The organism is Streptomyces cucumeris (assembly GCF_024295805.1).
In the GTDB taxonomy this organism is placed as follows: Bacteria; Actinomycetota; Actinomycetes; order Streptomycetales; family Streptomycetaceae; genus Streptomyces; species Streptomyces cucumeris.
In genome coordinates, this window is record NZ_JANCLX010000010.1 from 226592 (window position 1) to 252133 (window position 25542).

Below are 25542 nucleotides of genomic sequence, written 5' to 3' on the forward strand. Positions count from 1 at the left end.
CGCGCTCTCCCTTTCGGCAGGGTCGCGCCCCTTCGGTTCACTCGCCCGGGCTGGAGGCCTCCGCGGCTCAGCGGAAGGCGTCGAGGCCGGTGAGCGCCTTGCCGAGCACCAACTGGTGCATCTCGACGGTGCCCTCGTAGGTCAGCACCGACTCGAGGTTGGTGGCGTGCCGCATCACGGGGTACTCCAGCGAGATCCCGTTGGCGCCCAGGATGGTCCGTGAGGTGCGGCAGATCTCGATCGCCTCCCGCACATTGTTCAGCTTGCCGAAGCTGACCTGCTCGGGACACAGCCGTCCCGCGTCCATCCGCCGGCCCAGGTGGTGGGCGAGCAGAACGCCCTTGTGCAGCTCCACCGCCATATCGGCCAGCTTGGCCTGGGTGAGCTGGAAGCCCCCGATCGGCCGGCCGAACTGCTCCCGGGTCCGGGAGTAGTCGAGCGCCGCCTCGAACGACGCCCGCGCGGCGCCCATCGCGCCCCAGACGATGCCGTAGCGGGCATGGCTCAGACAGCTCAGCGGTCCGCGCAGCCCGGTGCCGCCGGGCAGCACCGCGTCGGCGGGCAGCCGTACCTCGTCCATCACCAGTTCGCTGGTGACCGAGGCGCGCAGCGACCACTTGTGCTTGATCTCGGGGGCCGAGAAGCCCGGGGTGTCGGTGGGGACGGCGAACCCGCGGATGCCGTCGTCGGTGCGGGCCCAGACCACCGCGACCCCGGCCACCGAGCCATTGGTGATCCACATCTTGCGGCCCGTCAGCACCCAGTCGGAGCCGTCCCGTTTGGCGTGGGTGCGCATGGCGGCCGGATCGGAGCCGATGTCGGGCTCGGTGAGCCCGAAGCAGCCGATGATCTCGCCGGAGGCCATCCCCGGCAGCCACCGCTGCTTCTGCTCCTCGGAGCCGAAGCGGTGGATCGCGTACATCGCCAGCGAGCCCTGCACCGAGACCAGGGAACGGATCCCGGAGTCGGCGGCCTCCAGCTCCAGACAGGCCAGTCCGTACTGGACGGCGCTGGCGCCCGCGCAGCCGTAGCCCGTCAGGGACATCCCGAGCGCGCCGATCGAGCCCAGCTCACGGGCCAGCTCACGGATACCGGGCAGTTCGCCGCGCTCGTACCAGTCGGCGATCTGCGGCAGGACGCGGTCGGCGGCCCACTGTCGCACGGTGTCGCGGACCGCCAGGTCCTCAGCTCCGAGGAGGTCGTCGATGCCCAGCGGATCGCTCGGGTCGAACGGCGGCAGGGTGCCAGCGGACATGGGTAGCGGCCTCCGGTGCGTACGGCGGGTGCGGCGGACGTCCACCGGTCGCCGGGCGCGCCCTCCGCCCCGACGGCCGACTGATCATCCGTGTCGGATCCGACGCTACGGCCGGGCCCCGTCCGCCGTCCAGACCCACTCGGGCCCGTCCTGGCGGCCCCGCGCCAGGTCAGCCGGTGGAATCGGCGCCCACGACAGCCGCGCGGTCGCGGCGGGCCGGGGCCTCCTTGGCCTGCACCCGGTCCGCGCCGCCCGGCGCGTCCGCGGCGGCGCCCGGTGCGGACGCCTCCTCGGCGGGTGCGCACTCCATGGTCTTCGGCAGCCGCAGCGCGGCCAGCGCGCCGAGCAGCAGCAGTCCCGCGCTGACCACGAGTGTGACGTGCAGTCCGTGGACGAAGGCGGCGCGGGCGGCGGCGCGCAGCGCTTCTCCGGCGGCCCCGCCGAGATCGTGGGAGACCTCGTAGGCCGCGCCCAGCGACTCCCCGGCGTCGGCGCTGGCGTGGTGCGGCACCCCGGTGACCGAGGAGACTCCCGGCTTGTAGGCGGCGTTCATCACGCTGCCCAGCAGCGCTATGCCGATACCCGCGCCGAGCTGGTAGGAGGTCTCGCCGATGGCGGCGGCGCCACCGGCCGACTCCGCGGACGCCTCGTTGAGCATGGACTCATAGGCACCGAAGAGGGTCATCTCCAGGCCGAAGCCGAGGACGACGAAGGCGCCGATGAGCACCGCGGGCCGGTCGCCCTGGCCCATGACGGTGAGGGTGAGCACCGCGGCGGCGGTGAGCCCGAAGCCGAGCGCCACCATGGTGCGCGGGCCGAGGCCCTGGAGCATCCGGGACCCCGCGAGTCCGGCGGCCATCGCGGCGAAGGTGAGCGGCAGCAGCCGCAGCCCGGTCTCCAGCGGGGTGAGTCCCAGCACGAGCTGGAGGTACTGGGCGGCTATGAGCTCCAGGCCGACGAGCGCGAGCAGCGCCAGGACGATACAGCCGACCGAGATCGAGAAGGCCGGGCGGGCGAACAGATTGAGATCGACCAGCGGGTGCGTCCGGCGCCGCTGACGCCGGACGAAGAGGACCAGCAGCAGGACACCGCACACCGCCGGGAGCGCGGTGAGCGGCTCCAGCAGACCGAAGCCGCTGCCCACCCGCTTCACGCCGAAGACCACGCAGAACAGTCCGCCGGCCGCCATGACGGCGCCCAGCACGTCCCACGGTCCGTCGCGCTCACCGGTGGACTCCGGCAGCAGCCAGCGGCCCACCGGCAGGGCCACCACCATCAGCGGGATGTTGATCAGGAAGACCGAGCCCCACCAGAAGTGCTCGACCAGGAAGCCGCCGAGCAGCGGGCCGACGGCCGCGCCGACCGCGGCCACCGCGCTCCAGATACCGATGGCGAGGGCGCGCTCCCGGCGGTCGGGGAAGACCTGGCGCAGGATCGACAGGGTGGCGGGCATGATCATCGCGCCGCCGACGCCCAGCAGGGCGCGGGCCACGATGAGGGTCTGGGGGGTGTCCGCGAAGGCCGCGAGAGCCGAGGCCGCGCCGAACAGCCCGTAGCCGAGCAGCAGCACCCGGCGTCTGCCGACGCGGTCGCCGAGGGTGCCGAAGAGGATCAGCAGGGACGCGCATACCAGCGGGTAGGCGTCCACGATCCACAGCAGCTCGATCGAGCCGGGGCGCAGGTCCTCGGTGACGGCGGGGACCGCGACGTGCAGCACGGTGGCGTCGACGGCCACCAGCAGCAGGCTGACGCAGAGCACGAGCAGGACGACCCAGCGGTTCGCACCGCCGCCCGCTTCGGTCCCGCGCCATTGCCGGGGAACGCCCGCCGTCCGCTGTTCGCGGCCCGTGGTCGTCCCGGACATGTACGCACCTCCCTGTCTTGCGCTCGCGGTCCGCCCGGGAGGGCGGAGACGTCACGTCGTGGGGACGCGTCCGGTGACCCGGTGGCGAAGGCTCGAGTGAGAGGTCAGGGTACGCGAGTCGCCGCGCCGACCGTGTGCCGCAGGTCATGTTGCACCCGGGCCATGCGGCGGATAAGGCGGCGTACGTCCCCCCGTTCCCTTTTCGTCCCCCTGTTTCTCCCCTTCTTCCGGTGTCGTACGGGTGGCGCCCGGATGTCCTTCCGTGGTTCGTCTCACGGTTGTCCACAGGCGTCCCGACCGGTCCGGATCATGCTCGATAATCGTCGCCGTGACTGCTCTCGACCATGCCGCGGCCGTGCCGTGCGGCGACGACGCCCGGCCAGGCCGCACCCTGCGCGCCGCGCTGCGCCGAGCCGCCCCGGCGCTGCTCGCGTATGCGGGGACGCGCCTGGTCGGGCTGGCGGTTCTGGCGATCTGGGGGGCGGTGGCGGACAGGAGTCCCCACCAGCTCCTCGCGGCCCGCTGGGACTCCCTCTGGTACACCCGTATCGCCGAGCAGGGGTACGGCTACACACTGCGGCTGCCGGATGGCTCGATCCATTCGGATCTGGCGTTCTTCCCGATGCTGCCCGCACTGGAGCGGGTGATCTCGGCCATATCTCCGCTGGACGCGGCCGGCGCCGGACTGGCGGTGAGCTGTGTCACCTCGCTGCTGGCCGCGTGGGGGATCTTCGCGGTCGGCGATCTGCTGCACGGACGGCGGGTGGGAACCCTGCTGGTGGTGGCCTGGGCTGTGGTCCCGGTCGGCATCGTGCAGTCGATGGCCTATTCGGAGTCCCTCTTCACGGCCGTGGCCGCCTGGGCGGTTTACGCGACGCTCACCCGGCAGTGGCTGGCGGCGGGCACCCTCGCGGCGCTCGCGGGGCTCACTCGGCCGGTGGGGGCGGCGGTGGTCGCCGCGGTGTGGATCGCCGCGGCCGTGGAGCTGCTGCCCGGGGGCCGGTGGCGGCGGGCCCGGCGCACCGATCCCGAGCTGCTCGCCGGAGTGGTGCTGGCCCCGCTGGGCTGGCTCGCCTATGTGGGGTGGGTCGGCTTCGAGACCGGCAGTGTTACCGGCTACTTCGAGATCCAGAGCGGCTGGGGGAACGGCTTCGACGGGGGCCTCGCCTTCGCCGGTTTCATCGGCGGGATGCTGACGGGCCCGGCGTTCCCCGCCGGGCTGGCGCTGCTGGCCGGGGTCGCGGCACTGCTGTGGCTGTTCGCGCGCGGAGTGCGGCAGGGCCAGCCGCTGCCGGTGCTGGCGTACTGCGGCTCGGTGCTGGTGCTCGCGCTGACCGCGAAGGGCTACTTCTGCTCCAAACCACGGCTGTTGATGCCGGCGTTCCCGCTGCTGCTGCCGCTCGCGCTGGCGCTGGCCCGGCTCCGTCCGGCGCGTACGGCACTGATCCTGGGCTCCGTCGGACTGGGCTCCGCGCTCTACGGGGCGTTCTGGCTGCATGGTTCGGGGCCGCCCTGATCAGCCCGCTCCGGTCCGGGCGACAGCGGGACCGCCACCCGGGAAACGGGTGGGAACGGCACAGCTAATCACCGATAAACGCCGCTGTAAGAACTCCATAAAGGCCCCGCGGGTCGCGGATAGGAACGCTGTGCGCGCAATACTTCCGAGGCCTCGTGGATTACGTCGGAATGGCACCTTCATAAGCGGCCGACGAGACGAACTCCACATCACATCGTCATCACAAAGCGACCTGATCGACCGAACCCGCCTGTCACGCAATGTAACGTCGATTAGGTGCGTACCGAAGAGAAGCTCCCCGAGGCGGAGGAGCGCCCGACCGATCTCGCGCGACCGCGCATGACCCGGACCCGCCGTTGGCTGCTCGGGTCCACGCTGGCGGTCTACGCGGCCACGGTCATCGGCGTCCTCACCACCTCGTGGCTGGTGAAGCTGGACTGGCAGGTCATGCTGTTCCGGCCCTACAAGCAGTGGCCGGAGTTCCACACCTTCCTGGACTACTTCGTGGTCATGGGCCAGCGCGGCCCCACCGCCGTCGCGGTCGCCGCCTGGCTGGGATGGTGCTGCCACCGGCAGCGCACCATGCGGCCGCTGCTGGTGCTCGGCACCTCGCTGCTGCTGCTGAACTTCACCGTGGGTGCGGTGAAGCTGGGCTTCGGACGGCTCGGTCCGCACTACGCGACCACCGTCGGCTCCAATGAGATGTGGGCCAACGGCGATATATTTCCTTCGGGTCACACCGCGAACGCCGTGGTCACCTGGGGTGTGCTGGCCTATCTGGCGACCACGCCGCTGGCCCGCCGGATCGCCTCGCTGATCGCCACGGGCTTCGCCTTCGGCGTCGGCATGACCACCGTCTACCTCGGTACCCACTGGCTGAGCGATGTGGTGCTGGGCTGGGCCGCCGGGGTGCTGGTGCTGCTGGCCCTGCCCTGGCTGGAGCCGGTGATGTACCGCGCCGAGGTGCTGCTGCTGGAGATGTGGCACCGGCTGCGCCAGCACAGCGGCAAGGCGCCGGTGCCGGTCCGTGTTCCCGCCGCGCGCCCGGTGGCCGGATCCATCCTCGCCACCCCGCGGACCGCCCAGGACGACGAACTGCCGCCGCGCGAGCCGGTGGGCGTGGCCGGGAACGGCCGCCCGGCCGGTCCCACCGCGCGGATCGCCGAGCCCCGTCAGCACCACCCGGTCCGCCAGCACCAGCACACCACCCGCTCCGAGCGGCCCCCGGTCACCCCGGGCGGCAGCCGCCGTCCGCCGCACTCCGACCGGGTGCCCCGTGCGGCCGGCACGCCCTTCGGCTCCACCACGGGCCGCGGGCGGACGACGGCCACCGGCGGCTAGCCCCCGGCCCGGCCGGGCGGACGGTACGCACAGACCTCCCCGCCCCCGCAGACCGCGTACGACGGCCCCGGACGCTCCACCGAGAGCGTCCGGGGCCGTTGTCGTGCCGCCGAAAGGGCCCGCGGGGCCTCCGCGGGGCCCCGGGGTGACTCAGCCGCGCCAGCAGCGCCGTACGACGTCTTCGGCGACCTCGAAGTTGATACGTCCGAAGAGGTATTCCATGGTGATGATCGCGCCCGGCGGCACCCTACGCACGGTGGTCCAGCCGCGCTCCCGCGCCCGGTCCTCGGCGGTTGCGGCATCGAGTCCCACATAGCTGTCGAGGTCGTCCTCGGGTTCGGCCGGAGGGTTCGGTACAGGTCCCATGACAGCCACCGTAGGCGGCTTCAAAGGGACGGGAAAGCGAGAGCTGGATCACGGTGAGCACTGCCTCATCCGCCCCGGGTCCGTCACTCGTCACACTTGTGTCACAGAAAACACGCCCGGGTTTGTCCGTGACTTTGTCACTCTTCCGGGGCTCATGTTGACGGCTCTCGGGCGGGCGGCCGCTTTCGCTGATTTCCGATGCCAAAGGCGCTGGCCTGGTATAGGAAGCGGGCTCTCCGATCTCTCCGCCGATCCCTCTGTCGAACAAATGGAACAGCAGACGGATAAACATCGCCCGGACACCACCCGGAAGCAGCCGGAGCACACAATTCCACCACAAATCGCCGATAGCGAACCGTCAGGTTTACCCGGGGACGCACGCGGTACCCGCCGCACCCGGAGCAAACATGACTGACTCGACTGACTCACGCCATGAACCCCGCGACGAGAAGAAGGCGACCGGCGGTATGACTCCGATGGCTCTCCTGCGCTCTGCCCGTGACCAGCTCGCCGAGCTGACGGGCCTCGTTCCCGAATCGGTGCCGCGGATGGAGCGGACCGAGGAGGGATGGGTGCTGGACGCCGAAGTGGTGGAGCTGGCCCGGGTACCGGAGACGATGAGTCTGATGGCTCTGTACGAGCTGACTCTCGACCCGGACGGCGTGCTCACCGGATACCGCCGCCTCCGCCGCTACGAGCGCGGGCGAAGTGACCGCGGCTGACCGTACGGAGGGCCACGGGCCCACCCGGACGCCAGTCGCCCGGAGCCGAGAGGAACCAACGACATGACGACCGCAGTTCCGGCACAGCAGTCCAGGGGCGGGGGCGGCAGCAGTGGCCTCTACGACGTCCTGGAACTCATCCTCGACCGCGGGCTGGTGATCGACGCCTTCATCCGCGTCTCCCTCGTCGGCATCGAGATACTCAAGATCGACGTACGGGTCGTGGTGGCCAGTGTGGACACCTATCTGCGCTTCGCCGAGGCGTGCAACCGGCTCGACCTGGAATCCGGCCCCAACAAGTCCCCCGGTATCCCCGAGATCCTCGACGGCGCCACCGAGGGCGCCGCGCGCAGCAAGACCAAGGGGGCGCTGTCCGGCGCGGGCGAGACGGTCAGCAAGGCGGCCAGCACCGTCGCCGAGGCGCTCCGCGGCGATGAGCGCGAGCGTGAGGAGGAGCCCGCCCGCAGCCGCAGTCGCCGCACCACCACCCGCAAGACGTCGTCGAAGAAGGCGGAGGAGACCGAGTGAGCACCTACGTCTACGGCATCGCGCGGGGCGAGGTCTCCGGCCTCGGCGACCGGCTGCGCGGTATCGGCGACCCCCCGCTGCCCGTCCGCGCGCTCACCGAGGGCGAGCTGTCCGCGATCGTCAGCGACTGCCCGGCCGAACTCAAGCCGCGGCGCCGCGATCTGCTGGCCCATCAGCATGTGCTGGCCGAGGTGGGCGACGCCCACCCGGTGCTGCCGATGCGCTTCGGCTCGGTGTCGACCAGCGACGACGATGTGCGCACGGTGCTGTCCGAGCACGCCGACCGCTACCACGAACAGCTCTCCCGGCTCGCGGACCGGGTGGAGTACAACGTCAAGGCGGTCCATGACGAGAACGCCGTACTGCACCAGGTGCTCTCGGAGGAGCCCGAGCTGCGGATGATGGCGGAGGCCAACCGGGCCTCGGGCGGTGGCACCTACGAGGACCGGGTGCGCTTCGGCGAGCTGGTGGCCGCCGCGGTCCAGGCACGGCAGACGCGCGACGCGCAGATCGTGGAGGAGACCCTGGCACCCGCCGCCGAGGCGGTGCGTCCCGGTCCGGAGAGCGGCGGCTGGTTCCTCAGCCTGTCCGTCCTGCTGGCCAAGGACGCCACCGAGCCCCTGCTGTCGGCGGTGAGCGGGCTGGAGAAGGCCCATCCCCGGCTGAAGCTCCGGGTCAACGGGCCGCTGCCGCCGTACAGCTTCGTCGATTCCTGATGCTGCTGATCGGCTGGACGCTCCGGCAGCTCCTCACCCAGGCCGAGCGGGAGTACTACAACCCCGCGAACATCCAGGGCGCGCTGATCGCCCTGGAGACCCGGCTCGATGAGGGGCTGATCGACGAGGAGGAGTTCGAGCGGCAGGAGGACGTGCTGCTCGACCGGATGGAGGAGGCGCGCCGATGGGCGAACGGGACCCTATGACCACCACCGCCTACGGCTCCCCCCTGGCGTCCCGCGGCCCCGCCCCGGGCGGGCTGTCCGCCCGGGGCGAGAGTGGGGCCAATCTGGCCGACATCCTGGAGCGGGTGCTCGACAAGGGTGTGGTCATCGCGGGCGACATCCGTATCAATCTGCTCGACATCGAATTGCTCACGATCAAACTGCGGCTGATCGTGGCCTCTGTCGACAAGGCCAGGGAAATGGGCATCGACTGGTGGGAGCACGACCCCTCGCTCTCGTCGCGCGCCCGCCGGGACGAGCTGGAAGGGCGGGAAGAGGGCTGATGACCGAAGCGCTGCGGGCGGACGGACTCCAGTACGCCTACGCGGTCGTACGCGACACCGGGGCGCTGGACGCGGCCCTGGACGGAGTGCACGGGGTGGCGGGCGAACCGGTGCGCGCCGTCGTCCACCTCGGTCTCGCCGTGGTGGCGGGCCCGGTACCGGCCGGGGAGTTCGACGAGGGGCCGCTGAAGGAACGGCTGGAGAAGCTGGAGTGGCTGGAGCGGATCGCCCGCGCCCATGCCCGTGTGGTGGACGCCGCCGGTGCGGACAGCGGGGTGGTGCCGGTCCGGCTGGCCACCGTCTGCCGTGGCGAGGAGGGTCTGCGGCGCATGGTCGAGACCGGCCGGGAGCGGTTCACCGAGGCGCTGGACCGGTTGGACGGCCGGGTCGAATGGGGCGTCAAGGTCTACGCCGCGGCGCCGCCGCCCGCCGAACCGGCCGCCGCGCCCACCGCCGCCGTCTCCGGCCGTGACTATCTGCGCAGGCGACGGGCCGAACGGCAGGCGTCCGCGGAGCGCTGGGGGCGGAGCGAGGACGGTGCGCGGCAGGTGCACGAAGCGCTGTGCGCCCTTGCCGAACAGACCCGGCTGCATCCCCCGCAGGACGGCCGGATCTCCGGTGAGGCGGACCGCAATGTGCTCAACGCCGCGTATCTGCTGCCGCGTGCGGAGAGCCCCGCGTTCGCCGGGCGGGTGGAGGAGCTGGCCCGGAGTTCGGCCGGGGTGCGGCTGGAACTGACCGGCCCCTGGGTGCCGTACTCCTTCGTCGCCCCGTTCAGCGAGGACACCGCGGGGGCGCCGGACGGTGGGGGCGGCGGACCCGGTGCGGACCGGCCGGGGCGGTCCGGCGTATGACCACGAGCCCCCTGGCCCACCGGGAGATCGCCCTGGTGGATCTGTTGGACCGGCTGCTCGCGGGCGGTGTGGTGATCACCGGTGACCTCACCCTGCGGATCGCCGATGTCGACCTCGTCCGGATCGATCTGCGCGCGCTCATCAGCTCGGTGAACGAGAACGTGCCGTCCCCCTGGGAGGAACCGTGAGCCGGAAGGTGGAGCTGGACCAGGACACCGTCGAACGCGATCTGATGAAGCTGGTGCTGACCGTCGTGGAGCTGCTGCGCCAGCTCATGGAGCGGCAGGCGCTGCGCCGGGTGGACCAGGGCGATCTGACGGAGGACCAGGAGGAGCGGATCGGGCTGACGCTGATGCTGCTGGAGGACCGGATGGGCGGGCTGTGCGAGCGCTACGGAATCGCGCCGTCCGATCTCAATATGGACCTTGGGCCACTCGGTCCGCTGTTGCCCCCGGGGGAGTGACGCTCGGCAGCCCTCCGCGGATCGGGGCGTCCACCGGGTGATCATGGCGGGAAGCCGTGTCGCACCCGGTCCCCGGAACGCGGAGGGAGCCCTCGATGACGACGGACACCGCGCGGGCGCCGGCCGGTGCCGGGGTCCGGTTGCCGCGCCGGGGCCGGGTGGTCGTGGACTGGCTGACCACCACCGACCACAAGAAGATCGGCCATCTCTACCTGATCACATCGTTCGGCTTCTTCCTGATCGGCGGGGTGCTGGCGCTGGTGATGCGGGCCGAGTTGGCCCGGCCGGGGATCCAGCTCCTCTCCCAGGAGGCGTACAACCAGGCGTTCACCCTGCACGGCACCATCATGCTGCTGCTGTTCGCGACCCCGACCTTCGCGGGGTTCGCCAACGAGATCATGCCGTTGCAGATCGGTGCGCCGGACGTGGCCTTCCCCCGGCTGAACATGCTCTCGTACTGGCTGTTCCTGTTCGGCGGGCTGATGGTGGTGTGCGGTCTGATGGTGCCCGGCGGCGGCGCCGACTTCGGCTGGACCGCCTACGCTCCGCTGAACAGCGCGGTCCGCTCCCCCGGGGTGGGTGCCGATATGTGGATCATGGGGCTGGCGCTGGCGGGGTTCGGCACGATCCTGGGCGCGGTCAACTTCCTCACCACCATCATGGTGATGCGCGCCCCGGGGATGACGATGTTCCGGATGCCCGTCTTCACCTGGAACACCCTCTTCACCTCGATCATGATCCTGATGGCGTTCCCGGTGCTGGCCGCGGCGCTGCTGGCGCTGGAGGCGGACCGGCGGTTCGGGGCGGTGGTCTTCGACGCCCGGTTCGGCGGATCCCTGCTGTGGCAGCATCTGTTCTGGTTCTTCGGCCATCCCGAGGTCTACATCATCGCGCTGCCGTTCTTCGGCATCATCAGCGAGATCATCCCGGTCTTCTCGCGCAAACCGATCTTCGGCTATGTCACGCTGATCGGCGCGACGATGGCCATCACCGGGCTGTCGATGGTGGTCTGGGCCCACCATATGTTCGCCACCGGCGCGGTGCTGCTGCCGTTCTTCTCACTGCTGTCGTTCCTGATCGCGGTGCCGACCGGGGTGAAGTTCTTCAACTGGATCGGCACCATGCTGTACGGCTCGCTGTCCTTCGAGGCACCGATGCTGTGGGCGGTCGGCTTCCTGGTGAGCTTTCTGTTCGGCGGACTGACCGGGGTCATCCTGGCCTCGCCCCCGCTCGACTTCCAGGTCACCGACAGCTACTTCGTGGTCGGCCACTTCCACTACGTGGTGTTCGGAACGGTCGTCTTCGCGATGTTCGCGGGCTTCTACTTCTGGTGGCCGAAGTTCACCGGGAAACTGCTGGACGAGCGGCTGGCCAGGATCCACTTCTGGACGCTCTTCACCGGCTTCCACACCACCTTCCTGGTGCAGCACTGGCTGGGGGTGGAGGGGATGCCGCGGCGCTACGCGGACTACCTGGCGGCGGACGGCTTCACGGCCCTCAACACCGTCTCCACCATCGGGGCGTTCCTGCTGGGGCTGTCCACCCTGCCGTTCCTCTACAACGTCTGGCGCACGGCCGCCTACGGGAAGCTGGTCACGGTGGACGATCCATGGGGGTTCGGCCGCTCGCTGGAGTGGGCGACCTCCTGTCCCCCGCCCCGGCACAACTTCACCACGCTGCCCAGGGTCCGCACCGAGTCCCCCGCCTTCGATCTGCACCATCCGCAGGTGGCGCGCCGGGATCGGGAGAAGGACCAGCGGATGCAGCCGCGCGGCGGCTGACCGGGCGTCCTGTCAGTCCAGGGCGCGGTTCAGTCCAGAGCCCGGTCCAGCCGGTCCCGGATCCGGCTCAGGTGCTCGATCAGCGGTGCGGGCTCGCGCACTTCGAAGTCGAAGCCCATCAGCACGATGTGGATCGCCAGCACATCGAGTCCGTGGGCGCCGGTGTACAGCAGACAGCTGTGCTCGTCGACGGCCTCAAGCACCCCCACCGAGGGCGTGACGCGTTCGGCCGCCCGCTCGACGGGCACCTTCAGCAGCACGGTGGCCCGCTCCGCGTAGACGCCCTGGGAGATGCCCCGGGAAACATAGGCGGCCAGGTCCTCGGCGGGCGGACGGCGCGGGGCCACCCGGGGGCCGTGCGGCGGGGTCGGGGTGATCCGGTCGACGCGGTAGGTGCGCCAGTCCGCCCGGTCCACGTCCCATGCGACCAGGTACCAGCGGCGCTGGGCGCAGACCAGCCGGTGGGGTTCGGCGGTACGGCGGCTGGCGGTGCCCCCGTGGTCGCGGTACTCGAAGCGCAGCCGGTGGCTGTCCCGGCAGGCGTTGGCCAGTTCGGTCAGCACCTCCGGATCCACCCCGGACCCGGGGACACCGCCGACCATCGGCACGGTGAACGAGGTCAGGGCGCCGACCCGGCGGCGCAGCCGGTCCGGCAGCACCTGTTCCAGTTTGGCCAGGGCGCGGACCGAGGTCTCCTCGATCCCGTCGACACCGCCGCACGCGGCCTGGCGCAGGCCGACGGCGACGGCCACGGCCTCGTCGTCGTCGAGCAGCAGCGGGGGCAACTGGGCGCCCGCGCCGAGCTGGTAGCCGCCCGCCGTACCGGGCGCGGAGTGCACGGGGTAGCCCAGGTCGCGCAGCCGGTCGATGTCACGGCGTACGGTGCGCGGGGTCACCCCGAGCCGGTCGGCGAGGTCCGCACCCGACCATTCGCGGTGCGCCTGCAGCAGGGAGAGCAGACGGAGCAGTCGTGCCGAGGTCTCCAACATGGAGCCGAGTCTGTCAGCCCTTGAGGACAGCTTTCGTCCTCAAGGGCTGATCCGGGCGGGTGCCCGGTTCTAGGCCGGTGCCTCGACCCGCACCGACAGGTCGTTGTCCCGGGTGTAGTACGGACGCACCCGCACCGGGCCGTGGGGGGCGGTCAGCTCCGTGGACGGATAGGTGAAGATCTCCTTCTTGTCCGGGACGTCGTCCAGGATGCGGGCCAGCCGCACCGACGGCTGCTCCGCGTCCGCGGACCGCAGCCTCAGGTCCCAGACCTCCCGTTCGCCGTCCCAGTCCCCGGCCAGTTCGGCGAAGGGCAGGGTGCAGAAGAACTCCGCGCCCTCCGCGGTGACCGGCACCGTGCGCAACCGGTCGCGGTCACGACGGCAGCGCGCCTCCAGGACCGCCCCGTCCAGCCACTGCGCGGGGTCCCGGACCCGGTGCAGCCGCCCGTGGACGGCCATCGCGCCCTCCTCCAGCCGGATCTCCCCGGCCTCGGCGTGCGGTGCCCGCCGCCAGCTCCGCAGCGAGAGGTTGCCGTGCTTGGTGGCGTAGGGGATGCGCACGGACAGCGGGGAGGTGCTCGGGCCCGGTCTGCGGTCGACCAGGGAACGCAGGTCGTTCAGCCCCGGCGCCAGCCGCTGCGGTTCCTCCTCCCCGTACGCCACATGGACATCCCAGCGGCCCTCGGGCAGGGCGACCGTACTGGGCAGCGCGGCCTGGAGGCGGCCGTCGCCGATCGGACCGAGCGGCAGCCGGACCTCGCTGTCTCCGGAGCCCACCGAGCCCCGGCGGATCAGTACCAGCGCACCGCTCCAGTCGTCGTAACTCCCCGGCTGCGGGCGGACCCAGTCGGAGATGTGGAAGGTGAGACCACCGGCGGAGTCCGCCACGCAGTCGGCACGGGTGGGGGCGGCCTCTCCGGTCTCGTTCACGCTGTCCTCCTGCTCCTGCCGCGTTCGCTCCGCGGCCCCCGCTGACGTCGTGGACGCGCCTGTGCTCAGGGCGCTCATGCCGGCCGCACCTTCCGCAGCGAGTCCTTCGTCACCAGCGCGCCGCTGAGCAGACCGCCGCGGGCACGGTGGAGGGTGCCGCGCAGTCCGCTGCGCGCGACGAGGTCGGCGAAGAGGGAGTCATAGCGCCCGGCCACCCGGGAGGGGTCGAACCGGGCCGCGTCCTTCAGCGCCGCCTGCCCCATCTGCTGCCGCAGTTCATCGTTGTTGATCAGGTCGAGCAGGGCACCGGCCACGGCGTCGGCGTCACCGCTGGGCACCAGACGGCCGTCCACCCCGTTGTCGATGATCTCCGCCGGACCGTGCGGGCAGTCGGTGGAGACCACCGGCAGTCCGCAGCGCATCGCCTCGACGATGGTCATGCCGAACGACTCCAGACTGGAGGTGACGGCCGCGATGGAGCCCTTGGCCCACTCGGGGTCCAGCGGATTGGCCGGCCCCATCAGGAACACATGGTTGTACAGGCCGAGTTCATCGATCAGCGCGCGCAGCGCGTCATGCTGGGCACCGCCTCCGTAGATCCGCAGCCGCCAGTCCGGGCGGGCCGCACTGACCTTGGCGAAGGCCCGTATCAGCAGGTCGTACCGTTTCACCGGGGCGAGCCGCCCGGCCGCCACGACCCACTTGCCGGTGCCGTCGGCGGGCTCCAGACCTGGCTCGGGCACGCTGTTGGGCACCGCCTCGATCCGCACCCCCGGCAGCCGCATCTGGCCGCGGTAGGTCCGGGCGTCCGCCTCGGTGACCGTGGTCACCGCGTCCAGCCGCGGGTAGACCCCGCGCAGCGCCCGCTTCAGTCCCCGGGAGTGGGTGCTGAGCGTCAGGTGCTCCTGGCCGACCCGTACCGGGCCGCGGCGCGCCTCACGCGCGATGTGCACATTGAGTCCGGGCCGGGTGCCGACGACGACGTCGGCCTCCAACTGCCGGAGATGTTCGGCGATCCGACGGTCGGTGAGCGCGCTGTACTGCTTGTAACGGCCCTCGCTGGAGGGGAAGACCTTGGCGGGGCGGGCGTGGTCAGGGTCCGCTCCGTCGTAGGTGGGACTTCCCTTGCGAATGTCCACCAGGTGGCTGAGCCGCACATGCGGCCCGGGATCGAAGATCGGCTGATCACGGTGGCGGAACACCGAGACGATCTCGACATCGTGCTGTTCGCCCAGGGTGCGGGCAAGGTTGTACGTGGTCCGGATCGTCCCGCCGATCCCGTACGCGTTGTGAATCAGGAATGAGATGTGCATCCGTTCCCGTCGTCCCCGTATCCGGCTGGTTCCCCGCGGACAGGTCATTCGTCCGCCTACCACGGGGTAAGACCGCCCCCCGGATCACAGGGTTGGGCCTCATCACCGCTTTGTTCCACAACAGATGTGAAATCGGTAGCGAAATCAGGGAACGCCGAGGCGTTCTGACGCATCGGAGTCCATGGACGGCCGGGGTGGCGTGACCCCCGCCGTGGATGGCCCGTTGTTCTCCATACGGGCCGGGAGACACCCGGCCCAGGACCGAAACCGAGGAGCCACCCGTGCCGCGCATGCTCGACGTCAGCGATGACGTACGTGCCGAGATCGGCGATGAAGAAGCCGACCGGTTGCTCACCGGTGACAACGCCCCGGGCGCCTATGACTGCACGTCCTGCCGCACCCCGGGCAACACCGACCAGGAGCGGACCAGCACCGTCCTCTTCGTCGGCCAGGAGACGGCCGTGCTCGCCTTCGCGCACGCCACCTGTGTCCCGTCCCAGGTGGTGCCGGTCTCCGAGGAGCAGTTGCGCGGCGCGGTGCGCTCCATCACCGCGGAGGAGGCGGCCGATCCGCTGATGGATCCCTCAGCGCGCCCGGCGTTCGCCGCCGCCCCGTCCGGGTACGCCACCCCCTCGTCCGGGTACGCCGAGGCGCCGCGGACCCGGACCCAGACCATCCAGCCGCCCGCGCAGTCGCCGGAGCGCGCCCCGTCGCCGCAGGCCGTGCTCGGGGTCACCAGCGGGGTGGTGCTGGTGGGCGCGGAGGCGCGGCCCGCGCTGGTGGTCGAGCCGACGGCCCCGATCAACCGGCCCGGCTCCAGCCAGAGTGATGACTTCCTGACCCTCCTCGCCGAGCAGGGCTTCGCACCGGTCGTCGATCTGAACCGGCCGCCCGGACCCAACCACGGCTGGTCGGTGCTGATCGCCATGGGCCAGCTTCATGCGGTGCTGATGCCCTCGGCCCATGGCGGCTCCCCGGTGGCCTGGTGGCAGGCGCACCGTCCGATGCCGCTCAGCGAGGGCTGGCGCAATGCGGTCAACCGCTCCCAGCAGGTGATGCTCTACGCCGCGCCGGCGGGCACCATCGGCACCCAGCCGCGCGAGGACCAGTTGCGCGTGGCGCTGGACCGGGCCGCGGCGAGCGGTGCGCTGGCGGGCGCCTCGATGCCGCTCGCGGGTACCTGACGCCCATGGCCCCCGACGTTCCCGGACCCGCCCAGCCGCCGCGGGCAGCCCATTCGCCATCGATGCCGCATCCGACGGGCGGCCGGGTCGTTGGCACCTACGTGCACGCATACGACCTCCCCTATCGCTCCCCCTCATACGGCCACATCCCGGCGATGCGTCCGGCGCTGGAGGCAGCCGCCGACCCCTGGCGGCAGTCCGCCACGCCGATCTACGACGCCCTCTACGCGGAGTACCGGAGGCTGTTCCGGACGCTGCCCGGTGACCGTTCGGACGAGGAGGACCTGGAGTTCGTCGCGTTCAGCGCCATCGGCCATCCCGGCCAGCCGCGCGGACTGACCAGCGGGGGCCACGGCCGGGCGGGCGGCCCGGGCGGCTCGTGGGACACCGGCGGTCCGTACTACCGCGGCTATCTGCCCGCGCTGCCGCCGGGCCGGCGCGACGGGCGGGGGCACGACTACTGAACCGGCGCCCCCTGATGGGGCGCGCGGGGTGCGTGGCACCCCGCGCGGCTCACTTCTTGCGGCCGCGCTTCTCGCGCACCCGCACCGAGATCTGGATCGGCGTCCCCTCGAAGCCGAACTCCTCGCGCAGCCGCCGCTCGATGAAGCGGCGGTAGCCCGCCTCCAGGAAGCCCGAGGCGAACAGCACGAACCGCGGCGGCCGGGTTCCGGCCTGCGTCCCGAAGAGGATGCGGGGCTGCTTGCCGCCGCGGATCGGGTGCGGGTGGGAGGCCACGATCTCGCCCAGGAAGGCGTTCAGCCGCCCGGTGGGGACCCGGGTCTCCCAGCCGGCCAGCGCCGTCTCGATCGCCGGGACGAGCTTCTCCATATGACGGCCGGTGCGCGCGGAGACATTGACCCGCGGCGCCCACTGGATCTGCCCGAGCTCGGTCTCGATCTCGCGCTCGAGGTAGTAGCGGCGCTCCTCGTCGAGGGTGTCCCACTTGTTGAAGGCGATCACCATCGCACGTCCGGCCTCGACCGCCATCGAGATGATCCGCTGGTCCTGGACGCTGATGGACTCGCTGGTGTCGATCAGGATGACCGCGACCTCGGCCTTCTCCACGGCCGCGGCGGTGCGCAGGGAGGCGTAGTAGTCGGCGCCCTCCTGGAGGTGGACGCGCCGACGGATACCGGCGGTGTCCACGAACTTCCAGGTCACGCCGCCGAGTTGGATCAGCTCGTCGACGGGGTCGCGGGTGGTGCCCGCCATCTCGTTGACGACCACCCGCTCCTCGCCCGCGACCTTGTTCAGCAGGGAGGACTTGCCGACGTTGGGGCGGCCGATGAGGGCGATGCGGCGCGGTCCGCCGACCGCCGAACCGAAGGTCTGGGCCGGGGCCTCGGGCAGCGCCTCGAGCACCGCGTCCAGCATGTCGCCGGTGCCGCGGCCGTGCAGCGCGGAGACCGGGTGCGGCTCGCCGAGCCCCAGCGACCACAGCATGGCGGCGTCCGCCTCACCGCTGGGTCCGTCGACCTTGTTGGCACACAGCACGACGGGCTTGCCCGCCCGGCGCAGCAGCTTGACCACGGCCTCGTCGGTGTCGGTGGCGCCCACCGTGGCGTCCACCACGAAGACCACCGCGTCGGCGGCATCGATGGCGAACTCGGCCTGCGCGGCCACGGACGCGTCGATGCCGAGCACGTCCTGCTCCCAGCCGCCGGTGTCGACGACCTTGAAGCGGCGGCCGGACCACTCGGCCTCGTAGGTCACCCGGTCCCGGGTAACGCCGGGACGGTCCTCGACCACGGCTTCGCGGCGGCCGATGACCCGGTTCACCAGGGTCGACTTACCGACATTGGGGCGGCCGACGATGGCCAGGACGGGCAGCGGACCGTGTCCGGCCGCGGCGAGGTCACCCTCGACCTGCTCGAGGTCGAAGCCCTCCTGCGCGGCGAGCTCCATGAACTCCGCGTACTCGGCGTCGCCAAGCTCTCCGTGCTCGTCTCCGCCACTGTGGATCTGGTCGTTCATGAAGTTACGTTCCTCGTCGTCCCTCAGGCCGCGCGCCCGCCGTACGGGCTCGCGGATCTCATGTCTCGTCGCGGCGGCCGGTGAGCCGCCTGGCGTTCCCCAGGTGCGCGCCCAGTCGCTTCTGGATGCGCGCGGTCGCCTCGTCCAGGGCCGCCCTGGTCCGCCGGCCACTGCCGTCGCCCGCCTGGAACGGGTCGCCGAAGACCACATCGATCCGGCTGCGCAGCCGTGGCAGATGCCTGGCCCGGCCGTTGCCGTCGCGCTGGTCGCCGGAGCCGAGCACGGCCACCGGCACGATCGGCGCGCCGGAGCGGACGGCGAAGTACGCGAGCCCCGCGCGCAGCGACGCGAAGTCGCCGTCGCCACGGCTGCCCTCGGGGAAGATCCCGAGGACCCCGCCGCGCTTCAGCACGCCCAGGGCATCGGTGATCGCCGCCCGGTCGGCGGTCGTACGGTCCACCTTCAGCTGCCCGATCCCGCGCAGGAACGGGTCCAGCGGACCGATGAACGCCTCTTTCTTGATCAGGAAGTGCACCGGCCGGGGCGCGGTGCCCATCAGCATCGGACCGTCGATGTTGTGGGTGTGGTTCACCGCGAGGATGAGCGGCCCGGCGGACGGCACCCGCCAGGCACCCAGTACCCGCGGCCGCCACAGCCCGTACATCAGGCCGATGCCGATCCGGCGTCCCACCGCGGCTCCGGCCGCGCTCGGCAGTGTGTCGGCGGGTCCGGTCACACGCCCGTCCGCTTCTCCTCGACGAGCGTGACCACGCACTCGATGACCTGGTCGAGGGTGAGCTCGGTGGTGTCCACCTCTATGGCGTCGTCCGCCTTGGCCAGCGGCGAGGTCTTCCGGCCGGAGTCCAGGGCGTCCCGCTTGGCGAGCGCCGCCTGGGTGGCGGCCAGGTCGGCCGCCTCCTTGCCCTTGAGCTCACCGCTGCGGCGGGCGGCCCGGGCCTCGGCGGACGCGGTCAGGAAGATCTTGACGTCGGCGTCGGGCAGCACCGTGGTGCCGATGTCCCGGCCCTCGACGACGATGCCGCGCGGGGCCTCGGCGGCGATGGTCCGCTGGAGCTCGGTGATCCGGGTCCGCACCTCGGCGACCGCGCTGACCGCGCTGACCCGGGAGGTGACCTCCTGGGTGCGGATCGGCCCGGCGACATCGGTGCCGTCGACGGTGATGGTCGGGGCGGCCGGGTCGGTGCCGGAGACGATGACGGGCTTGGCGGCGGCGTCGGCCACGGCCACGGCGTCCTCGACGTCGATGCCGTTGTTCACCATCCACCAGGTGATCGCCCGGTACTGGGCACCGGTGTCCAGGTAGCCCAGGCCCAGCTTGGCGGCGACGGCCTTGGAGGTGCTGGACTTGCCCGTGCCAGCGGGGCCGTCGATCGCGACAATCACTGCTGCCGGGGCGGTCCGGGCGGCGGTTTCCACGGTGACTGACACCTTTCGTGTGCACGGGGCTTGGTCGGACGGGGCGGATGGAGCCTCGGACAAGGTTACTGGTTCACACGACCGCTCCGGACAGCATGGTCATGACCGGACCACGGGGCCGGGCGGCCGGGGCGGTGCCCGCACCGCCCCACGATCACTGCCGGATCGACCAGCCCCGCTCGCGGAGCGCCGCGGTCAGCCCGGGGGCCGCCGCGGGCTCCACCATCAATTGGATCAGGCCCGCCTGCTGACCGGTGGCGTGCTCGATCCGGACGTCCTCGATGTTGACGCCCGCCCGGCCCGCGTCGGCGAAGATCCGGGCCAGCTCGCCCGGCTGGTCGCCGATGAGCACCGTCACCGTCTCGTAGACGGCGGAGGCGGCACCGTGCTTGCCCGGGACCCGCTCGCGTCCGGCGTTGCCGCGGCGCAGCACGTCCTCGATCCCGGTGGCGCCGTCGCCGCGCTTTGCCTCGTCGGCGGACTGGAGTCCGCGCAGCGCCCGCACCGTCTCGTCGAGGTCCGCGGCCACCGCCGCCAGGACATCGGCGACCGGGCCGGGGTTGGCGGACAGGATGTCGATCCACATCGCCGGATCGGAGGCGGCGATCCGGGTCACATCGCGGATCCCCTGGCCGCACAGCCGCACCGCGGTCTCGTCGGCGTCCTTCAGCCGGGCGGCGACCATGCTGGACAGCAGATGCGGGGTGTGCGAGACCAGCGCCACCGCGCGGTCATGGGCGTCGGCGTCCATCACCACGGGCACCGCGCGGCACAGCGCCACCAGCTCCAGGGCGAGATTGAGCACCTCGGTGTCGGTGCCCTGGCCGGGGGTGAGCACCCACGGCCGCCCCTCGAAGAGGTCGGCGGTGGCGGCCAGCGGCCCGGAGCGCTCCCGGCCGGACATCGGATGGGTGCCGATGTAGCGGCTGAGGTCGACGCCCAGGGCCTCCAGCTCCCGGCGCGGCCCGCCCTTGACACTGGCCACGTCCAGCGCGGCACGGGCGACCCCGCGGCGCAGCACGTCGGCGACCGTCCGCGCCACGTACGCGGGCGGTACGGCGACGATCGCCAGGTCCACCGGGCCCTCGGGCTCCTCCTGCGTCCCGGCGCCGAGCGCCGCGGCAGTACGGGCCTGGTCCGCGTCATGGTCGGCGAGGTGGACGTGGACGCCGCGTCCGGCCAGGGCCAGCGCGGCGGAGGTGCCGATCAGACCGGTGCCGATGACGAGTGCGGTTCTCATTGGGCGATGTCCTTGCGGAGGGAGGCCGCGGCGCCGAGGTAGACATGGGCGACACCGGACTTGGGCAGATCCGTCTCGACGTGCGCCAGGATGCGCACGACCCGCGGCATGGCGCCTTCGATGTCCAGCTCCTGGGCGCAGATCAGCGGCACGTCGGTGATGCCGAGCTCACGAGCGGCGACCGCGGGGAAGTCGCTGTGCAGATCGGGGGTGGCGGTGAACCACACGCTGATCAGGTCGTCCGGTACCAGCGCATTGCGCTCCAGGATGGCGGTCAGCAGCTCCGAGACCTGCTGCCGCATATGACCGGACTCGTCCCGCTCGAGCTGGACGGCCCCGCGGACCGCTCGTACCGCCACGTCTGTGCTCCCCTGCGCGTTCCCGTTCCGCCTTCCGGATCAGCGTAACCAGTCCGGCGGACCCCCTGCGGACGCGCCCGGCCCGCGAGACGGGCGTACACCGCACGAGTCGGGCGCAACCCCGCACCGGCCGGGCGCGGACGAGGGCCCCGGCCGGTGCGGCGTGGATTCCTGGGACTTCCGGCGGATCTACGCCGCCCGGCTCAGCCGACCGGTATCGGAGCCGGATCCGGCAATTCCTTCGGCTTGATATTGCTGGCGGTCAGCGTTCCCGCCCCGTCGACGATTCCGAAGACCGGATATCCCGCCACCTTGAACGCCTTTTCGGTCGGCCCGTCCTCGGCATCCTCGATCACCACATGCGACGCGATCCCGCGGAGCGGCTCGATCATCTTCCGTGCGTCCTCCGCGTCACCGTGGACAAAGGCGACGACGGTCCGGCCCCGCGCCCGGTGGTTCCCGGCGATTTCCACGAAGTTCGGGAGCTGTTCCCTGCAGGCCGAGCAATGGGGGGAGATGAATCCTATGAGGGCATCACGCAGGGTGTCCCCGGATATCGTCTCACCGTCGATGGTTTCCGCCTCGAACTCGGGCATGGCCGAGCCGTTCGGAATCATCAGTCCCGGATCGTCCCCCGCGTAGGTATTCCCCTGCCCGGCTCGTAGCTTGCGGACTATTCCGAAGGTGAGCAGCAGGTTCAGCAGGCACAGCACCGCCAGAACGACGACGGCTGCGATCAGATACGGCATCAGGTCTCCTGGTGGGCGGGCGGGGGCGGCGCGAACAGCGCGGCGAGTTCATCGGTGGCGACGACCAGCAGGACGCCCACCAGCGCGGCGAACGCGGCGACGGCGATCCCGCCGGGATGTGACGGCAGACCGGGGGCGCCGCCCAGTGCGGCGGTGACACCCCCGCCGGTCACCACCAGCAAGGCGGCGTTGCGCACCACGTGCTGACGGCCGATCGGAGCGGTGGAGGATCCGAAACAGGCGCAGGACGTGGTCTTCTTCCGCCGGAGCGCGGTCACCATCGCCACGGTGAACACGAGGAGCATCCCTCCCGCGAGCGCAAGGCCGGCCAGCCCGCCCGGCGGGACCATGAGTAGGAGCGGAATCAGTCCTTCAGCGGTCACCACCGCAAGGGCGATCGGGCGACGGAAACGGGCTGGCGCGCCCATTTCCTGCGCGGCGGCTTCGAACTCCCGGAACGCGGTTCGCCCGCGCAGCTTGCTCACGGCGGAGACCACGAAGACCCCGCCGATCAGAAAGCGGCAGGCCAGCAGGGCATAGCCCATCGAATCCCCCATGTGCTGCTCGACGACCGACGGCACTGTAACCCCGAAGAGATGTTCTAGGGAATGACCGCAAGATCGAGAAATAAGGAACTTGAGACTCCGGAAGAGCGACGAGAACTGGCCACAAATGGAATCGCTTCCTCCTCTGGCGTACAGGCGTTCGGGCGTCGTACGGTTCCGGCGTCCTGATCAACCAACGGGAGGAAATAGCATGCTTGCCAAGCTGAGTGACCGCATTCTGAGTGCCGTTCTGCGCGAGGAGCGGGCCGGCGCCTGCGTTCCGGAGCACGGAGAGCGCTGCTACTGCAAGAGCGGCAAGGTGTACCGCTTCAACTGCAACGGCATCTGCACCAAGAGCACCACGAGCTGCTGAATCAGTTGAACGGAGGAGAGGGCCTCGGCAGCGGCGCACCACCGTCCGCGGCCCTCTCCGGATATTCCATCACCATCACGTACAAGGATCCGATGGCAATCCGCATTCTCCGGATGCGCGGTATTGCGGACGGACACGTTATTCCGGGGGCGGGGAAAGCCAGATGATCCGTGTCTGAGGGGCCCGAACCGGGTCCCGGGCCTCGTTCCCGACTGCGCTGGCGTGCCGTGACCACCTGTGTGGCGCTCCAGTTCCGGGCGACCGGATCCGGTACCTGCGCGATGTTCGGAACGGCCGTGCTCGCCGGCTTGCTGCCCGCGCTCGCGGCGTGGCTGAGCAAACTCCTCTTCGACGAGCTGGGCCGGGGCGGCCACGCGGACGTCGGCCGGGTGACACTGCTCGCCCTCGCCATCGCCCTCGTCGGCGCGGTCACCGCCGTACTGCTGCAACTCGCGGGATACCTCGACGAAGTGGTCCGCCAGCGCCTCGTGGTGACCGTGGAGGACAAGCTCTTCGCCCGCGTCAATGCGTTCCGCGGGCTGCGGCTCTTCGAGACCCCCGCGTTCCACGACCGGCTGCGGCTGGCCCAGGAGGCGTCCCAGGACGCTCCGCACAACATCACCATGTTCAGCCAACTGATCGTCCAGGCGGTCTCCACCGTCTCCGGCTTCACCGGCGTACTGCTCGCGGTCTGGCCCCCCATGGCGGGGCTGCTCTTCCTGGTCGGCGCCGCGGCCCTGGTCACCCAGCTCTTCCAGGCCCGCCGCCAGGCACGGGTCTCCGAGACCGTCTCCGGCAAGTACCGCCGCCGGACGTTCTACCGGGGTCTGCTGACCGACCCCCGCGCCGCCAAGGAGATCCGGCTCTTCGGGCTCGGCGGCTTCTTCCACTCCCGTCTGGTCACGGCGCTCGGTGAGGCGACCGAGGCCGAGCTGCGGGTCGCCCGCCGGGGGATGCTCGTCCAGTCCGCCTTCGCCCTGCTGAACGCGGCGGTCATCGGCCTGGGCATCGTCATCGTGGCGGTGGGCGCCGGGCGGGGGGAGTTCAGCGTCGGCGATGTGACCCTGTTCATCGCCGCGGCGGCCGGAATCCAGGCCACCTTCGGCGGGATCGTCCTGCAGGCCGGTATGGCGGTCGAGGGCATCCGGCTGTTCGGACACTTCATCGATCTGATGGAGACCCCGGACGACCTCGGCTCCGGCGATCTTCCGGCCGGCCCGCTCCGGGACGCGATCGAACTGCGCGACGTCTGGTTCCGCTACGACCCGTCCGGGCCCTGGGTGCTGCGCGGGGTGAACCTGAGGATCGCGGCGGGCACCGCGGTCGGCCTGGTGGGCGAGAACGGCGCGGGCAAGAGCACGCTGGTGAAACTGCTCTGCCGGTTCTACGACCCGGTGCGCGGACGGATCCTCTGGGACGGGGCGGACATCCGCACCCTGGACGTCGGGGAACTCCGCCGCCGTGTCGGCGTCACGTTCCAGGACTACATGGCGTACGACCTCACGGCCCAGGAGAACATCGGGGTCGGCGACCTCACCCGGCTGACGGACCGCGCGGCCGTCCGCGCCACGGCCCGCAAGGCGGAGATCGACCGGAAGCTGTCCGCCCTCCCCGACGGCTACGGCACCCTGCTGAGCAGGGTCCAGGTGGACGACTACGACGCGGCGCCCGGTGTGACCCTCTCCGGCGGACAGTGGCAGCGCGTCGCCCTGGCCCGCTCACTGATGCGGGACGAGGCCGATCTGCTGATCCTGGACGAGCCCAGCTCCGCGCTGGACGCCCAGGCGGAGCACGACATCAACCGGACCCTGCGCGAGCACCGGGAGGGCAGGACCAGCCTCCTGGTGTCGCACCGGCTCAGCGCCCTGCGCGACGCCGACACGATCGTCGTCCTGGCGGACGGCGGGATCGCCGAGACCGGCACACATGACGAACTGATGGAACACGGGGGCCGGTACGCGCATCTGTTCGCGGTGCAGGCGGCGGGCTACCAGGACGCACGAGTGGAGTGACCGATGCGCAAGCGCACGAGGGCGCTGCTGGGCGCGGGACTGCTGGCGGCGGGCGCCGGAGCCGCGCTCCGGCGGAAGCTGATGCTGATCCGGGTCACCGGGAACAGCATGGCGCCGATGTTCACCGACAGCAGCCGACTGCTGGTCCGCACCTCCCGGCGGATCCGGAGCAACGATGTGATCGTCTTCCGGAACCCGCTGGGCGCCGCGGATCCGGAGCTGCGCTGGCTGGTCAAGCGGGTGGCCGCACTCCCGGGGGAGCCGGTTCCGGCGGACGTCCTGGAGAAGGTCGGGGCCCGGCCCGGCGCACCGGTCCCCGCGGGCCGGATCGTCGTCCGGGGCGACGCCCGCAGGACGCTGGACTCCCGGCACTTCGGGTACGTCCCCGCCGGGGCCGTCCTCGGTGTCGTGGTGGCCCGCCTGAGCGCCTGAACGGCGGGGGGGGCCCCGCCCCGGGCCCCCCCCCCCCCCCCGGGGGGGGGGGGCCCCCCGCCCCAAAAAAACCCCCCCCGGCGTTTTG

28 protein-coding genes and 1 pseudogene are annotated in these 25542 nt (G+C 71.3%); 16 read left to right on the forward strand and 13 right to left on the reverse strand.

The window, feature by feature from the left end:
* Window positions 1–67: 67 nt before the first annotated feature.
* Together NMK44_RS17885 and NMK44_RS17890 are read right to left on the reverse strand one after the other, a co-directional pair.
* Entirely contained in the window at window positions 68–1255 is a 1188-nt protein-coding gene (locus NMK44_RS17885; protein ID WP_254744172.1) for an acyl-CoA dehydrogenase family protein, read from the reverse strand.
* A gap of 169 nt (window positions 1256–1424) precedes the next feature.
* Window positions 1425–3119, reverse strand: coding sequence for an MFS transporter (locus tag NMK44_RS17890; RefSeq protein ID WP_254744174.1), 1695 nt, complete (start codon window positions 3117–3119; stop codon window positions 1425–1427).
* Window positions 3120–3447: 328 nt separating this feature from the next.
* On the opposite strand from NMK44_RS17890, the gene NMK44_RS17895 reads away from it, so the two are divergent.
* Both NMK44_RS17895 and NMK44_RS17900 read left to right on the forward strand, forming a co-directional pair.
* The gene (locus NMK44_RS17895; protein ID WP_374215287.1) at window positions 3448–4635 is read left to right on the forward strand and encodes a putative hexosyltransferase; all 1188 of its coding nucleotides are present in this window, start codon (window positions 3448–3450) and stop codon (window positions 4633–4635) included.
* A 276-nt stretch (window positions 4636–4911) separates the two neighbouring features.
* Window positions 4912–5976 (forward strand): phosphatase PAP2 family protein, encoded by a 1065-nt coding sequence (locus NMK44_RS17900; protein ID WP_254744176.1) that lies wholly within the window; start codon window positions 4912–4914, stop codon window positions 5974–5976.
* A gap of 150 nt (window positions 5977–6126) precedes the next feature.
* On the opposite strand, the gene NMK44_RS17905 is transcribed toward NMK44_RS17900, so the two are convergent.
* Window positions 6127–6342 (reverse strand): I78 family peptidase inhibitor, encoded by a 216-nt coding sequence (locus NMK44_RS17905; protein ID WP_254744178.1) that lies wholly within the window; start codon window positions 6340–6342, stop codon window positions 6127–6129.
* A 407-nt stretch (window positions 6343–6749) separates the two neighbouring features.
* On the opposite strand from NMK44_RS17905, the gene gvpO reads away from it, so the two are divergent.
* The 9 genes and pseudogenes from gvpO (at window position 6750) to ctaD (ending at window position 11914) form a co-directional block, all read left to right on the forward strand.
* The gene (gvpO, locus tag NMK44_RS17910) at window positions 6750–7064 is read left to right on the forward strand and encodes a gas vesicle protein GvpO (protein ID WP_254744180.1); all 315 of its coding nucleotides are present in this window, start codon (window positions 6750–6752) and stop codon (window positions 7062–7064) included.
* Between the two features lie 63 nt (window positions 7065–7127).
* The gene (gene gvpJ, locus NMK44_RS17915; RefSeq protein ID WP_254744182.1) at window positions 7128–7592 is read left to right on the forward strand and encodes a gas vesicle protein GvpJ; all 465 of its coding nucleotides are present in this window, start codon (window positions 7128–7130) and stop codon (window positions 7590–7592) included.
* A complete protein-coding gene (locus NMK44_RS17920) occupies window positions 7589–8308 on the forward strand; it encodes a GvpL/GvpF family gas vesicle protein (RefSeq protein WP_254744184.1) in 720 nt (239 codons plus the stop codon). The genes gvpJ and NMK44_RS17920 overlap by 4 nt, the downstream gene beginning before the upstream one ends.
* Window positions 8308–8514: a gas vesicle protein GvpG gene (locus NMK44_RS17925; RefSeq protein WP_254744186.1), complete on the forward strand. Its 207-nt coding sequence runs from the start codon at window positions 8308–8310 to the stop codon at window positions 8512–8514. The genes NMK44_RS17920 and NMK44_RS17925 overlap by 1 nt, the downstream gene beginning before the upstream one ends.
* Window positions 8511–8795, forward strand: a pseudogene (locus NMK44_RS17930) (gas vesicle protein); the annotation flags it as partial. The gene NMK44_RS17925 and the pseudogene NMK44_RS17930, both read left to right, overlap by 4 nt.
* 20 nt (window positions 8796–8815) lie before the next feature.
* Window positions 8816–9670: a GvpL/GvpF family gas vesicle protein gene (locus NMK44_RS17935; protein WP_254744190.1), complete on the forward strand. Its 855-nt coding sequence runs from the start codon at window positions 8816–8818 to the stop codon at window positions 9668–9670.
* A complete protein-coding gene (locus NMK44_RS17940; protein ID WP_254744192.1) occupies window positions 9667–9858 on the forward strand; it encodes a gas vesicle protein in 192 nt (63 codons plus the stop codon). The genes NMK44_RS17935 and NMK44_RS17940 overlap by 4 nt, the downstream gene beginning before the upstream one ends.
* On the forward strand, window positions 9855–10133 hold the full coding sequence (locus tag NMK44_RS17945) for a gas vesicle protein K (RefSeq protein ID WP_254744194.1): 279 nt from the start codon (window positions 9855–9857) through the stop codon (window positions 10131–10133). Before NMK44_RS17940 ends, NMK44_RS17945 begins: the two co-directional genes overlap by 4 nt.
* 95 nt (window positions 10134–10228) lie before the next feature.
* Window positions 10229–11914, forward strand: a complete 1686-nt coding sequence (gene ctaD, locus NMK44_RS17950; RefSeq protein ID WP_254744196.1) for an aa3-type cytochrome oxidase subunit I — start codon at window positions 10229–10231, stop codon at window positions 11912–11914.
* A 29-nt stretch (window positions 11915–11943) separates the two neighbouring features.
* On the opposite strand, the gene NMK44_RS17955 is transcribed toward ctaD, so the two are convergent.
* The 3 genes from NMK44_RS17955 to NMK44_RS17965 all read right to left on the reverse strand — a co-directional run bounded on the left by NMK44_RS17955 (window position 11944) and on the right by NMK44_RS17965 (window position 15146).
* Window positions 11944–12903, reverse strand: coding sequence for a helix-turn-helix transcriptional regulator (locus NMK44_RS17955; RefSeq protein WP_254744198.1), 960 nt, complete (start codon window positions 12901–12903; stop codon window positions 11944–11946).
* A gap of 69 nt (window positions 12904–12972) precedes the next feature.
* Entirely contained in the window at window positions 12973–13833 is an 861-nt protein-coding gene (locus NMK44_RS17960) for a hypothetical protein (RefSeq protein WP_254744200.1), read from the reverse strand.
* Between the two features lie 74 nt (window positions 13834–13907).
* Complete coding sequence (locus NMK44_RS17965; RefSeq protein WP_254744202.1) at window positions 13908–15146, reverse strand: glycosyltransferase family 4 protein; 1239 nt, start codon at window positions 15144–15146, stop codon at window positions 13908–13910.
* Between the two features lie 281 nt (window positions 15147–15427).
* Here NMK44_RS17965 and NMK44_RS17970 point away from each other — a divergent pair, with 281 nt between their 5' ends.
* Both NMK44_RS17970 and NMK44_RS17975 read left to right on the forward strand, forming a co-directional pair.
* On the forward strand, window positions 15428–16330 hold the full coding sequence (locus NMK44_RS17970; protein WP_254744204.1) for a DUF8842 C-terminal domain-containing protein: 903 nt from the start codon (window positions 15428–15430) through the stop codon (window positions 16328–16330).
* A gap of 62 nt (window positions 16331–16392) precedes the next feature.
* Window positions 16393–16794: a hypothetical protein gene (locus NMK44_RS17975; protein ID WP_254744206.1), complete on the forward strand. Its 402-nt coding sequence runs from the start codon at window positions 16393–16395 to the stop codon at window positions 16792–16794.
* Window positions 16795–16843: 49 nt separating this feature from the next.
* Here NMK44_RS17975 and der read toward each other — a convergent pair whose 3' ends face one another.
* The 7 genes from der to NMK44_RS18010 form a co-directional block, all read right to left on the reverse strand.
* Complete coding sequence (gene der / locus NMK44_RS17980) at window positions 16844–18307, reverse strand: ribosome biogenesis GTPase Der (protein WP_254744208.1); 1464 nt, start codon at window positions 18305–18307, stop codon at window positions 16844–16846.
* A gap of 58 nt (window positions 18308–18365) precedes the next feature.
* Window positions 18366–19043 carry a lysophospholipid acyltransferase family protein gene (locus NMK44_RS17985; protein ID WP_254744210.1) on the reverse strand — a complete coding sequence of 226 codons (678 nt, stop codon included), beginning with the start codon at window positions 19041–19043 and terminating at the stop codon, window positions 18366–18368.
* Entirely contained in the window at window positions 19040–19756 is a 717-nt protein-coding gene (cmk, locus tag NMK44_RS17990; protein WP_254744212.1) for a (d)CMP kinase, read from the reverse strand. Before cmk ends, NMK44_RS17985 begins: the two co-directional genes overlap by 4 nt.
* Window positions 19757–19898: 142 nt before the next feature.
* Entirely contained in the window at window positions 19899–20984 is a 1086-nt protein-coding gene (locus NMK44_RS17995) for a prephenate dehydrogenase (protein WP_254744214.1), read from the reverse strand.
* Window positions 20981–21343 (reverse strand): chorismate mutase, encoded by a 363-nt coding sequence (gene aroH, locus NMK44_RS18000; RefSeq protein ID WP_254744216.1) that lies wholly within the window; start codon window positions 21341–21343, stop codon window positions 20981–20983. Before aroH ends, NMK44_RS17995 begins: the two co-directional genes overlap by 4 nt.
* Before the next feature lie 203 nt (window positions 21344–21546).
* Entirely contained in the window at window positions 21547–22092 is a 546-nt protein-coding gene (locus tag NMK44_RS18005) for a peroxiredoxin family protein (protein WP_254744218.1), read from the reverse strand.
* Window positions 22092–22649: a MauE/DoxX family redox-associated membrane protein gene (locus NMK44_RS18010; protein ID WP_254744220.1), complete on the reverse strand. Its 558-nt coding sequence runs from the start codon at window positions 22647–22649 to the stop codon at window positions 22092–22094. Before NMK44_RS18010 ends, NMK44_RS18005 begins: the two co-directional genes overlap by 1 nt.
* Before the next feature lie 199 nt (window positions 22650–22848).
* Here NMK44_RS18010 and NMK44_RS18015 point away from each other — a divergent pair, with 199 nt between their 5' ends.
* The 3 genes from NMK44_RS18015 to NMK44_RS18025 all read left to right on the forward strand — a co-directional run bounded on the left by NMK44_RS18015 (window position 22849) and on the right by NMK44_RS18025 (window position 25454).
* On the forward strand, window positions 22849–23010 hold the full coding sequence (locus NMK44_RS18015) for a hypothetical protein (RefSeq protein WP_254744222.1): 162 nt from the start codon (window positions 22849–22851) through the stop codon (window positions 23008–23010).
* 227 nt (window positions 23011–23237) lie between these two features.
* Window positions 23238–25022: an ABC transporter ATP-binding protein gene (locus NMK44_RS18020; RefSeq protein WP_254744224.1), complete on the forward strand. Its 1785-nt coding sequence runs from the start codon at window positions 23238–23240 to the stop codon at window positions 25020–25022.
* A 3-nt stretch (window positions 25023–25025) separates the two neighbouring features.
* Window positions 25026–25454 carry a S26 family signal peptidase gene (locus NMK44_RS18025; protein WP_254744226.1) on the forward strand — a complete coding sequence of 143 codons (429 nt, stop codon included), beginning with the start codon at window positions 25026–25028 and terminating at the stop codon, window positions 25452–25454.
* Window positions 25455–25542 lie beyond the last annotated feature (88 nt).

What these genes read in the sequence shown, in the direction of transcription:
- NMK44_RS17885 (WP_254744172.1), bottom strand. Translation starts at nt 1,255, where the DNA reads ATGTCCGCTGGCACCCTGCCGCCGTTCGACCCGAGCGATCCGCTGGGC.
- NMK44_RS17940 (WP_254744192.1), top strand. Translation starts at nt 9,667, where the DNA reads ATGACCACGAGCCCCCTGGCCCACCGGGAGATCGCCCTGGTGGATCTG.
- NMK44_RS17905 (WP_254744178.1), bottom strand. Translation starts at nt 6,342, where the DNA reads ATGGGACCTGTACCGAACCCTCCGGCCGAACCCGAGGACGACCTCGAC.
- NMK44_RS17955 (WP_254744198.1), bottom strand. Translation starts at nt 12,903, where the DNA reads ATGTTGGAGACCTCGGCACGACTGCTCCGTCTGCTCTCCCTGCTGCAG.
- der (WP_254744208.1), bottom strand. Translation starts at nt 18,307, where the DNA reads ATGAACGACCAGATCCACAGTGGCGGAGACGAGCACGGAGAGCTTGGC.
- NMK44_RS17890 (WP_254744174.1), bottom strand. Translation starts at nt 3,119, where the DNA reads ATGTCCGGGACGACCACGGGCCGCGAACAGCGGACGGCGGGCGTTCCC.
- gvpJ (WP_254744182.1), top strand. Translation starts at nt 7,128, where the DNA reads ATGACGACCGCAGTTCCGGCACAGCAGTCCAGGGGCGGGGGCGGCAGC.
- NMK44_RS17965 (WP_254744202.1), bottom strand. Translation starts at nt 15,146, where the DNA reads ATGCACATCTCATTCCTGATTCACAACGCGTACGGGATCGGCGGGACG.
- NMK44_RS17975 (WP_254744206.1), top strand. Translation starts at nt 16,393, where the DNA reads ATGCCGCATCCGACGGGCGGCCGGGTCGTTGGCACCTACGTGCACGCA.
- NMK44_RS17935 (WP_254744190.1), top strand. Translation starts at nt 8,816, where the DNA reads ATGACCGAAGCGCTGCGGGCGGACGGACTCCAGTACGCCTACGCGGTC.
- NMK44_RS18015 (WP_254744222.1), top strand. Translation starts at nt 22,849, where the DNA reads ATGCTTGCCAAGCTGAGTGACCGCATTCTGAGTGCCGTTCTGCGCGAG.
- NMK44_RS17925 (WP_254744186.1), top strand. Translation starts at nt 8,308, where the DNA reads ATGCTGCTGATCGGCTGGACGCTCCGGCAGCTCCTCACCCAGGCCGAG.
- gvpO (WP_254744180.1), top strand. Translation starts at nt 6,750, where the DNA reads ATGACTGACTCGACTGACTCACGCCATGAACCCCGCGACGAGAAGAAG.
- NMK44_RS18005 (WP_254744218.1), bottom strand. Translation starts at nt 22,092, where the DNA reads ATGCCGTATCTGATCGCAGCCGTCGTCGTTCTGGCGGTGCTGTGCCTG.
- ctaD (WP_254744196.1), top strand. Translation starts at nt 10,229, where the DNA reads ATGACGACGGACACCGCGCGGGCGCCGGCCGGTGCCGGGGTCCGGTTG.
- NMK44_RS18010 (WP_254744220.1), bottom strand. Translation starts at nt 22,649, where the DNA reads ATGGGGGATTCGATGGGCTATGCCCTGCTGGCCTGCCGCTTTCTGATC.
- NMK44_RS18025 (WP_254744226.1), top strand. Translation starts at nt 25,026, where the DNA reads ATGCGCAAGCGCACGAGGGCGCTGCTGGGCGCGGGACTGCTGGCGGCG.
- NMK44_RS17995 (WP_254744214.1), bottom strand. Translation starts at nt 20,984, where the DNA reads ATGAGAACCGCACTCGTCATCGGCACCGGTCTGATCGGCACCTCCGCC.